The organism is Providencia sp. JGM181 (assembly GCF_018257375.1).
In the GTDB taxonomy this organism is placed as follows: Bacteria; Pseudomonadota; Gammaproteobacteria; order Enterobacterales; family Enterobacteriaceae; genus Providencia; species Providencia lanzhouensis.
The window spans coordinates 1-10108 of record NZ_JAERJY010000133.1 but is presented as its reverse complement, the minus strand read 5'-3'; the positions used below and the strand labels follow the sequence as shown (position 1 = coordinate 10108).

Genomic DNA, 10108 nt, shown 5'->3' with positions numbered 1-10108 from the left:
TTGCAATGTTCCCGCCTAGTCAGGGGCGGGATTTTTTTATCCACGAACCAGCTCAGTGAAATCAATCAGCCAATCAAAAAACGCCCAATAATCAACCCAAAAACGCAGGCTAAAATAAAGGTTGTACTCACCTCTAATGGATATTCAAAGCCATTCAATATATTAATTGAAATACTAATGCTGCCAATGAGAAATATCACCATCAGCGAGGTGGCAATAATACTTTTAAGGTTTAAATTGGTGAACTTTTTCATTGCAGGCACAATAATAAACCCGCCGCCTACGCCTAATAGCCCCGTCAGTAATCCAGCAACTAATCCAATTCCCCCTAATATAGATGCCGTTTTGATATTCCAAATAAATTTTCCCGTTTGCTGATTTATTTTGCACGGAGCATCATCATCTTCAATTACCTGTTTAAAAACAATACGATATGCAACCACCAGCATGACGAAGCTAAATGCTAAAGTCAGCCATTGGGGTGAAATAATGTGTGCTAAATAAACCCCATATTTCGCGGTAGGAATGCTAATTAATGCAATCCAAATAGCCGCTTTATAACGAATATTCTGCTGAATAAGCCCTTGAATAACACCGACCAGTGCTGCCAATGTAATCGCCAATAACCCTACAGGCGCGGCGAGTGCGACACCCCATCCTTGAGATGTCATCAATGCAGGAACCGCTAAAATACCGCCACCAGCGCCCGTTAATCCTAATAGGCAGCCAATTACCAAGCCTTCTAATATTAATGTGAACATAGCAACCTATTTTCTATTTGGGTAACCAGCGATGAAAGTTGATATTCCCCCGCCATTAAATCCACAAGACGAGAATCGAGGAAAAGGGCAATGGACGGCACGGATTTAATTCCATACTGAGGGGCTATTGTCGGAGATTGAGCGATATCTACTATTCCAAAATTTATACTGCCACCAAAATTTATACGACCGCCAAAGTGCGTACCATTATCAGAAAAGTAATCCGTGAGTTGTAAATAGATAGGCTGCATGCTCTTACATGGCTGGCACCATGATGCACAAAAATAGATTAACGCCCATTGCCCGCTCGGCTGCATCGGGTCAGATAACAACCGGCTAAAATTATCGCTACTGATGAGGGGAACAGCGGGCATGACGTTTTTTCCTTTTACACTGAGCATCACATCACCGACTGTATCAGCTCAATTGGAAAAAATCTCCCCTAGCTGTTACTCACGTTGATCTTCAATGCGGCAGCAATTGCCAACGGAGAAAAGGTGATACTTGCGGCAAATAGTGCGCCGAGGATCGCAAAATATCCGCCAAGAGGCATATTAAAACTGTATGCTTCCATCGTGCCCGTCGCATAAATTAACACCGGAATATACAGCGGTAGCACCAGTAAACTGACCAGTACGCCCCCCTTTTTTAATGATACGGTGAGCGCAGCACCAATCGCACCAATAAAGCTCAATACTGGCGTTCCTAGCAGTAACGTCCCCGCTAGCACCAATAATGTGTCGCCATTAATTGATAACATTACCGCTGCAACAGGAGACAGTAGCACCAGAGGCAGTCCTGTCACTAGCCAGTGGGAAATCACTTTGGCTAAAACCGTGATAAACAGAGGGTGTGGTGCCAGCAATAATTGCTCTAACGAGCCATCCAGATAGTCATCTTTAAATAAACGTTCTAACGAAAGCAACGACGATAAAATGGCGGCAACCCAAAAAATCCCCACAGAGATCCGTGCCAATAATTGCGGTTCAGGGCCAATGCTCAATGGAAAAAGCGTGATGACGATTAAGAAAAACCACAGTGGGTTAACCAATTCGGAGAAGCTACGAAAGGCAATTTTAAGCTCTCTTTTTATTAATAGCCAAAACATCACTCGTACCCACCTGTCAGTTTTAATGTCCCAAAGTGCCCTGTCATCGCTTGGTGCGACGTAAATAAAATCATGCCACCTTGCTCTGCATGTTGATGAAAACACTCAGTTAAACGATTTACTCCCGCCACATCAATAGCCGTGAATGGCTCATCCAAAATCCACAGTGGCGCATCGCTTAACCATAAGCGGGCAAGGTTGACTCGGCGCTGTTGCCCTGCTGAAAGCTGCCCGATAGGAATATCCTCATACCCCATCAAAGAGACTTCTTCTAGCGCAGACCAAATTTTATCGCCTTCAGGTTCTTGGTGGTGCATTTGGTAATAAAACTTCAGGTTTTCATAGGGGGTTAACAGTGATTTTACAGCCGGTTTATGCCCCAGATACAGCAAGTGGCGAGTAAACTCTTCCTTAAGTTTTTCAATGGAGTGCTGCTGCCATAAAATTTCACCTTCATCCGGCTTTAATAACCCAGCCATCATGCGTAACAGTGTGGTTTTCCCTGCCCCGTTGGGTCCTTCGACCTGCAAAATTTGGTTCGGCATAACCGAAAAATCCAGCTGCCGAAATAGCGTTCTATTTTGTCGATGGCAGGTAATTTTATCCGCACTTAACATGGGGCTGAGTTCCTTTTAACATCCGTGAGGTCGCTAGCTTTTTGTAATTTTGTTCAGCAGCATATCACTAATGCTGTCATTAGAAATTGTTTCACCGCAAAGCACTTGCATCAAAACTTCCGAGCCAAGGGACGAGAGTGAAAACAGCATATCCGGGTTCAGCAAACGGATTTTATCCATGTTTGACTCTTGGTTAACCAATACCACGGTTTTTGCTTCGCTTTTACTGCCCGATTGCGCTTTTACACCGAGCAAGGCAAAGGTACTTAACGAGTCACTATCGGTCATGATCAGCACACATTTCGCCTGTTTCACATTGGCTTCTGCCAATAAAGCGGAGTCCGTTGGGTCTCCTGTCACGATATTATCTTTTTCGGGATAGTGGCTGCGGTGACTTTCTTGGCAAATCACGGCGACAGGCAGTTCCCGTTTTTTCAATGCTTGATAGACGTTAACCGCCATCGGTGTACTACCAATCACCACATAATGATTTTTCATATATGAAAACCTCTTGCGAACAATCTCTTTGGTACCTTTGGCTAATACGCCTACCACATACACTACGGAGGTCGTAAAAATGGTGATCCCTAAGATAATTACAGTCACCGTAAAGACCCTAGCATCCAGGGTGACAGGAACAATATCGCCAAACCCTACGGTCGTCATACACACCAGCGCAAAATAAAATGCCGTGGTGCCATCCTTCACAACGGGTAAGAATTCATCGCCGATATACAGCGTACCGAAAATGGAATAGAGCAATAATGAAATAATACAGGTGAGCGCCACAAACCCCGCGCTACTGATACTGTGTCGAGGGTACAGTTTCCAAAAGAGTGTTAATGCGACAAACAAGCCAAAAGAGAAATAACCTTGTCGCACATGTTCCGTCGCCACTTTTAAGTCAACAAAGGCAATGATTGCCAATAATAAGAGTGCGAAAACCCATGCAATGCGCGCGCCATTGATCATAAATAGCGAAAGAAAGATAAGCGAGATACCCAACAAGAAGCGGGGAATATCCAGCAATTTCATAAACCCTAAGGATTTTAACCACTCGGTAAATCCACTTTGGCGCCAATCGATATAGTCTGTGTAAGCACTTAAGATGGGCTTTAAGATGAGCCCGCCATCAACAATAATCAAAATGGAGAGCAGAATTCTCACGGCTAAAGCGGATTTCAAAAAAGCCACAAAGGCGTTATCTAGCATCGTTTATGCCTCGCATTAAGCATCCCCTATCAATTAAATGCCATCAGTATTTCTAGCTAATAGATTAACAAAGAATAATATCAATTCCATTGCTTATGCAATAAATGAAAAATGTGAAGGAAAGCCTCATTTCTTAATAGGTTAATCATTAAATGAGCGCCAAAAAGAAAAATTTATAAATGATTTAAAAATCATTGATAAACAATGTAATAAATTAGTCCTTATCTGCATCTACAATAAACAATAAAACAGTAAACACATTCTTAATATAATTTGAACTTACTCGATAACTATCTATCTAAAAAACGATTTTTCGACTATGTTTTGATTGTTACTTAACGAAACTAATAATTAAGAGCTAAAAATTTATGGTTAATTCGATAAAAGCAGGAAAGTTTAGCTGGATGTCCTTGTTCTGGCTGTTAATATTTTTCTGGTATTTTTCATCTTTACTACAGCTGTATGTGGTTGTTACCGGGCAAAGCAACACCATCGGGTTAAGAGATTCTTTACTCTATAGCTCACTCTGGCTCGTTCCCGCGCTATTTTTCCCTCGAAAAATCAAACTCGTGGCAGGCCTAATCGGGATTGTTTTATGGCTATCCTCGGTCGTCGCTCTCGCTTATTTCGTGGTGTATGGACATCAATTATCCCAAAGTGTGATGTTTGTGATGTTCGAAACCAACACCAACGAGGCGGGTGAATTCTTACGCCAATATCTGAGCTTTAAAGTGATTGCAGTGATTTTGGCTTACACCCTCGGCGCTATTTTCCTATGGACTCGTTTGAAACCCGTCACGTTGCCAGTGACTGGGCGCGTGATTGTGTCCGCGCTCGTTCTAATCGTGCTATTTGGTGTGCCTTACTACAATAAAGCCATCAAACAGCAGCGTCCTTTTGAGAACGTCGTTTCCTACGTTAACAGTAAATTAGCGTATGCCGCACCGTGGCAGTTTGTAAGTGGTTACTTCCTGTATAAGAACCAACTGGCAAACATGGAAGAATTAATCCGCGACAACAGCAAAATTCCACCGTTAGAAAATTTTGTTGATGCCAATGGCAATACCCCAAGAACGTTTGTGTTGGTGATTGGTGAATCCACCAGCCGCGACAGAATGAGCTTGTATGGCTATTCTCGTCAAACAACGCCAGAGCTTGATCAACTGGAAAAACAGTATCCAAACAATTTGACGGTCTTTAATGATGTGGTCACGCCACGCCCTTATACCATCGAAGCGTTGCAACAGATTTTAACTTTTGCTTCAGAAACTGAGCCTGATCTGTTTAATTCCCGCCCATCGATTATGAATATGATGAAGCAAGCTGGCTTTAAAACGTTCTGGATCACCAATCAGCAAACCATGACTGAGCGAAACACCCTGTTAACGGCGTTCTCTCGTCAAACCGATAAGCAATATTATTTGAACAACGATATGGCGCAAAGCTCCCGTATTTATGATGACGTGGTGCTCGACCCATTCAAAGAAGCCTTAGCTGATCCTGCTGAGAAGAAATTTATTGTGGTGCACCTGTTGGGTACCCATATGCGCTATGAGTTCCGTTATCCTGAAGATAAAGCCATCTTCACCGATAGCAATAGCCCAGTGCCAACCAACTTAAAAGGCGACCAAATCAAAGATTACAATGCCTATGATAATGCTCAGCATTACAATGACTATGTGGTTTCTACGCTGATTAAAGATTTCGATTCTTCAAAAGAAAATGGCTTCTTAGTCTTCTTCTCCGATCACGGTGAGGATGTTTACGACACACCACCACATGAAATGTTAGGCCGTAGCGAAGGCAAGCCAAGCAAAGTGATGTACAACGTTCCATTCTTAGTATGGCAGTCGCCAGAATGGTTACAGACTCATCAATTTGACTTGAAAGATAAAACCGCACGCCCATACAGCACTATGGACTTTATCTATACATGGTCTGATTTGGCAGGTCTGAAGTACACCGGATTTGAGCCACAAAAAAGTCTGATTAACAATGAGTACCAACCACAGCCTCGTTGGATTGGCGACCCAGAAAATAAAGCATCCATGATGCTGTATGACGACTTAAAGAAATAACCCTCAATTAGCGCAAGTGGGTGTTTACTCACTTGCGCTCTCTCTCATTCCCACACAAGCTCCATCCCACACATCTTTACAGACGCTACATGGATCTTTCGCCATTTCGTGTGCTACATTTTGATGTGTCTATGTCGGTATTTTAGCCACAAATGAATTTACCGTTTAATTAGTATTTTTCTAACATGACCTGTTAAGGAATTAATAATGAAACATAAAATCATTTCTTCTCTTGTTGTTGCTGGCGTTTTAACCCTTGTCGCTGGTTGTGATGATTCATCAAAAAAAGATGACGCGGTTCAACAAGTCGAAGAAAAAGCTACTCAGTTAAAAGACGCGACTGAGCAAAAAGCGACTGAGTTATCTGATAGCGCAAAAGCCACCGCGCAAGATGTGAAAAACGATGCTTCAGACAAAGCATCTGAACTCTCAGACAAAGCCAAAGAGTTAGCAGACCAAGGTGAGAAAAAAGCGGATGAGCTGAAACAAGATGCATCCGACTCCGCCGATAAGCTCAAAGAACAGTATGACAAAGCATCTAGTGAGTTTTCAGAAAAAGCGCAAGACATGAAAACGGATGCTATAAACAAAGCTGACGAACTCGCCACTGACGCTAAAGACAAAACTGAAGCGTTAAAATCAGAGAATGATGCGAAGAAATAAATCATCGCATTTTCCCCTTTTTTCATTCCAAAGCAGACCGATATTGTCTGCTTTTTTTATACGCATAAGCGTTAATTCATTTTGCTATTTAGCCCGCTTTAAGGCTATTTTTAACCACATAATTATCTCTTTCGCTCACTTGGCTACATTTCTATAAATAACACCAAAATACAGTAAGATAAATAAACAATGAATTGATAAATAACATGAAATTTACACCCTTTATTTATTTTCATTTTACCGCTTAGGTTGATCATTGATGCCTACCATGGCAGTATACCCTTTCGTTTTTTGTTCATCACAGGGTTCAAAGGGGGTCACCACTTACCAATTTTTGTTGATAATTCAGCCGTAAATCACCGTTATCAACACTCACAATTTAGCCATTTTATTGTTCTTTCTATTTCGTTTCCTACAGGGAAACCCTTTCGCAATAACCTATTGTTTCATTCAGAAGGACAGCTCGCCGCATGCCCCCTTAAGATTGGTATGCAAAAAATAAAATAAAAATCAAAGAAGGTCGTTATGAGTCAAAACGTGACTGAAAACAAAAAAGTACGCTCCAAAATCAGCCCCCCTGTATTTTACAGTTCGGCTATCATTATTCTGCTTATCGTCGGTTTTGCCGCCTTAATGCCTGAAATGGCAGAATCTCATCTAAGTCATCTTCAAAAGAATTTATTTAACAACGCCAGCTGGTTTTACATTCTCGCTGTCGCCATCATTTTGTTGAGTGTGACTTATCTGGGACTCTCGCGTTATGGACAGATAAAACTAGGTCCTGACCACGCACAGCCCAATTTCAGCTATGTCTCTTGGTTTGCCATGTTGTTCTCCGCAGGTATGGGGATTGGCTTGATGTTCTTCGGCGTTGCCGAGCCCGTCATGCACTATCTCAACCCGCCAGTAGGGGATCCGCAAACCGTAGAAGCCGCCAAAGAAGCCATGCGCCTGACGTTCTTCCATTGGGGATTACACGCTTGGGCTATCTACGCCATTGTTGCCTTGATTTTAGCCTTTTTCAGCTATCGCCACGGTTTACCGCTCACCCTGCGCTCAGCTCTATACCCGATTATCGGTGACCGAATTTATGGCCCTTTAGGTCATGCTGTGGATGTGTTTGCGGTGGTGGGTACTGTGTTTGGTGTCGCGACCTCTCTTGGCTTTGGGGTACTGCAAGTTAACGCCGGAATGAATCATCTGTTCGGTTTACCGGTGAATGAGACCGTGCAAGTTGGTTTGATTATCACCTTCACGGCTCTTGCAACCTTATCCGTCGTCTCTGGGTTAGATAAAGGGATCCGTATTTTATCTGAGCTGAACCTCGGTCTCGCCTTCCTATTGTTACTGTTGATTGTGATCTTAGGTCCGACGGTCTTATTGCTAAAATCCTTTGTGGAAAATACGGGGGGATATCTCTCAGAGATCGTCAGCAAAACGTTTAACTTGTATGCCTACGAACCTAAATCCAGTGATTGGCTAGGGGGTTGGACGTTGCTGTATTGGGGCTGGTGGTTATCATGGTCACCATTTGTTGGGATGTTTATCGCAAGAATTTCTCGCGGTCGTACCATTCGTGAGTTTGTCACTGGCGTGCTGTTTGTTCCTGCGGGCTTTACCCTGATGTGGATGACGTTCTTTGGTAATACCGCCATTGATTTAATCAAAAACCAAGGGGCAACCCGACTGGCAGAAACGGTGCAATCGGATGTGTCACTCGCCCTATTTGAATTTCTAACTTACTTCCCGTTCTCAACAGTATTATCTTTCTTCGCCATGTTGATGGTGGTGGTATTCTTTGTCACCTCCGCAGACTCCGGTGCCATGGTGGTCGATACCCTCGCCTCGGGTGGCGATTCCGATACGCCAGTCTGGCAACGTATTTTCTGGGCTGGATTAATGGGTGTTGTGGCAATCACCATGCTGTTGGCGGGAGGATTGCAGGCGCTGCAAACCTTAACCATCGCTAGTGCCTTACCATTCGCCGCTGTTCTGCTTGTCTCCATTTATGGATTATTCAAAGCGTTACGAGTGGATGCCTATAAGCGTGATAGCCAACAATTAGCTACCATCGCCCCAACCGCAAGCCGTAACCCGATTCCGTGGCAGCGCCGCTTACGTAATATTGTCTATTTCCCGAAACGCGCTCATGTAAAACGCTTTATGGAAGAGTCCGTGAAACCATCCATGGAGATGGTTTCTGAGGAGCTCGCCAAGCAAGGCACGGTTTGCCATATCCATACCGATAAAGACGATAGGATCGGATTTGAGGTGGATTTAGGCGAAGATATGAACTTTTTATACGAAGTTCGCCTACGTTACTATATTCAGCCAGCCTTTGCCCTAGCAGGTATGGGAACAGACAGTGATGAAGAGCGCAGTGAAGAGCAAAAATACTATCGCGCAGAAATTCACTTAAAAGAAGGTGGGCAGGATTACGACGTGATGGGCTGGGCGAAAGAGCAGATCATTCATGACATCCTCGACCAGTATGAAAAACATATTCACTTCTTGCACTTGCTCGGCAAGTGATCACTAAAATATGCCAGAAAAACAATACTCTAAATAATTTGAATTGCAGCTAGGCGGTAAGTGAAGCTATCTCGGGGAGCATACACAAGTATGTGACCCGAGTAGCTGAGCGCAACCAACAACGCTGCGGTTCAAAGTATAACGAGTATTTAGATGGTAAGAGAAGCTATCTCGGGAAGCATACACAAGTATGTGACCCGAGTAGCTGAGCGCAACCAACAACGCTGCGGTTCAAAGTATGACGAGTATTTAGGCTGTCTTGCTTCTATCCATAATACTACTATAATCCGGGCTCTCCAGCGCAATCAACTCATCCAGCAGAGCCGTCAGTTGCTGCATTTTCTCTTGAGAGAAAGCCTGTTCAATCTTTTGATAACCCTCTTCAACTTCCTGACGTGCCTTGTCATACAACTCTTGCCCTGTAGGGGTCAGTGAGACATACAGTTTACGTTGGTCATTCAATGGCTTTAAACGGAAAATAAGCCCTTCGCGTTCCATACGAGTCAAAATCCCCGTTAAGCTTGGACGCAAAATACAGGTTTGCACTGATAATTCATGAAAATCAATAGAGCGATTATCCGCTAACACGCGAATGATACGCCATTGCTGTTCGGTCAAATTATAGGACTTTAATATCGGTCGAAAGAAGCCCATTGCGGTCTCTCGCGCCTGTAATAATGCAATTGTCAATGATTCATGCATAAGCTTAAAACTCACCACGCTATTTAAAGTTATGAAACACCCACTACCGGGGGTTAGTCAGCCTCCGTGCTGGTTACCATTTTTAACGCTGCCATTTTTAACGCGACGGTTTTTAACGTCGCTTTAGGGTTAGCAATAAATCATAGGGTAACTGCAACACACTCAATTATCTTAAATGCAAGAGTAGCATGCAGTACTAACAATCACAAAGAAAAACACCAAAATATTAATGAGTAAATAAATTTTATCAAAAAATCAAAGTTAATATATTGTAAATTTTTAAAAGTTAAAAAAATAATAAACTCATTATATACAGTCAGTTACATGAAGACCCCTTTATTATGTTAATAAGATCACAATTAAAATTAACATTTCCATAAAGCTATTGCTTATTACAAAATAATACTTTATTAATATATTAATAATTACTCAGAA

General features: G+C 42.7%; 9 protein-coding genes. 3 read left to right on the top strand and 6 right to left on the bottom strand.

Going from position 1 to position 10108, the window contains the following annotated elements; genetic code table 11:
- Positions 1-65: 65 nt before the first annotated feature.
- The 5 genes from JK188_RS14390 to JK188_RS14370 form a co-directional block, all read right to left on the bottom strand.
- Positions 66-761, bottom strand: a complete 696-nt coding sequence (locus tag JK188_RS14390; protein ID WP_211888658.1) for a sulfite exporter TauE/SafE family protein — start codon at positions 759-761, stop codon at positions 66-68.
- The gene (locus JK188_RS14385; RefSeq protein ID WP_211886583.1) at positions 749-1135 is read right to left on the bottom strand and encodes a thioredoxin family protein; all 387 of its coding nucleotides are present in this window, start codon (positions 1133-1135) and stop codon (positions 749-751) included. The genes JK188_RS14390 and JK188_RS14385 overlap by 13 nt, the downstream gene beginning before the upstream one ends.
- A gap of 68 nt (positions 1136-1203) precedes the next feature.
- On the bottom strand, positions 1204-1869 hold the full coding sequence (gene ccmB, locus JK188_RS14380; RefSeq protein ID WP_036954037.1) for a heme exporter protein CcmB: 666 nt from the start codon (positions 1867-1869) through the stop codon (positions 1204-1206).
- The gene (gene ccmA / locus JK188_RS14375) at positions 1869-2486 is read right to left on the bottom strand and encodes a cytochrome c biogenesis heme-transporting ATPase CcmA (RefSeq protein WP_211886584.1); all 618 of its coding nucleotides are present in this window, start codon (positions 2484-2486) and stop codon (positions 1869-1871) included. Before ccmA ends, ccmB begins: the two co-directional genes overlap by 1 nt.
- A 33-nt stretch (positions 2487-2519) precedes the next feature.
- Complete coding sequence (locus JK188_RS14370) at positions 2520-3698, bottom strand: ion channel (RefSeq protein ID WP_036954033.1); 1179 nt, start codon at positions 3696-3698, stop codon at positions 2520-2522.
- A gap of 368 nt (positions 3699-4066) precedes the next feature.
- Here JK188_RS14370 and cptA point away from each other — a divergent pair, with 368 nt between their 5' ends.
- The 3 genes from cptA (at position 4067) to JK188_RS14355 (ending at position 8971) form a co-directional block, all read left to right on the top strand.
- A complete protein-coding gene (cptA, locus tag JK188_RS14365; RefSeq protein ID WP_211886585.1) occupies positions 4067-5776 on the top strand; it encodes a phosphoethanolamine transferase CptA in 1710 nt (569 codons plus the stop codon).
- Between the two features lie 207 nt (positions 5777-5983).
- A complete protein-coding gene (locus tag JK188_RS14360; protein ID WP_036954029.1) occupies positions 5984-6439 on the top strand; it encodes a hypothetical protein in 456 nt (151 codons plus the stop codon).
- Positions 6440-6964: 525 nt separating this feature from the next.
- Positions 6965-8971: a BCCT family transporter gene (locus tag JK188_RS14355; RefSeq protein ID WP_211886586.1), complete on the top strand. Its 2007-nt coding sequence runs from the start codon at positions 6965-6967 to the stop codon at positions 8969-8971.
- A gap of 249 nt (positions 8972-9220) precedes the next feature.
- Here the strand turns inward: JK188_RS14355 and hpaR are convergent, their stop codons facing one another.
- Positions 9221-9673 (bottom strand): homoprotocatechuate degradation operon regulator HpaR, encoded by a 453-nt coding sequence (gene hpaR / locus JK188_RS14350; protein WP_036954025.1) that lies wholly within the window; start codon positions 9671-9673, stop codon positions 9221-9223.
- Between the last annotated feature and the right edge of the window lie 435 nt (positions 9674-10108).

What these genes read in the sequence shown, in the direction of transcription:
- JK188_RS14370 (WP_036954033.1), bottom strand. Translation starts at nt 3,698, where the DNA reads ATGCTAGATAACGCCTTTGTGGCTTTTTTGAAATCCGCTTTAGCCGTG.
- cptA (WP_211886585.1), top strand. Translation starts at nt 4,067, where the DNA reads ATGGTTAATTCGATAAAAGCAGGAAAGTTTAGCTGGATGTCCTTGTTC.
- hpaR (WP_036954025.1), bottom strand. Translation starts at nt 9,673, where the DNA reads ATGCATGAATCATTGACAATTGCATTATTACAGGCGCGAGAGACCGCA.
- JK188_RS14360 (WP_036954029.1), top strand. Translation starts at nt 5,984, where the DNA reads ATGAAACATAAAATCATTTCTTCTCTTGTTGTTGCTGGCGTTTTAACC.
- JK188_RS14355 (WP_211886586.1), top strand. Translation starts at nt 6,965, where the DNA reads ATGAGTCAAAACGTGACTGAAAACAAAAAAGTACGCTCCAAAATCAGC.
- ccmB (WP_036954037.1), bottom strand. Translation starts at nt 1,869, where the DNA reads ATGTTTTGGCTATTAATAAAAAGAGAGCTTAAAATTGCCTTTCGTAGC.
- JK188_RS14385 (WP_211886583.1), bottom strand. Translation starts at nt 1,135, where the DNA reads ATGCCCGCTGTTCCCCTCATCAGTAGCGATAATTTTAGCCGGTTGTTA.
- JK188_RS14390 (WP_211888658.1), bottom strand. Translation starts at nt 761, where the DNA reads ATGTTCACATTAATATTAGAAGGCTTGGTAATTGGCTGCCTATTAGGA.
- ccmA (WP_211886584.1), bottom strand. Translation starts at nt 2,486, where the DNA reads ATGTTAAGTGCGGATAAAATTACCTGCCATCGACAAAATAGAACGCTA.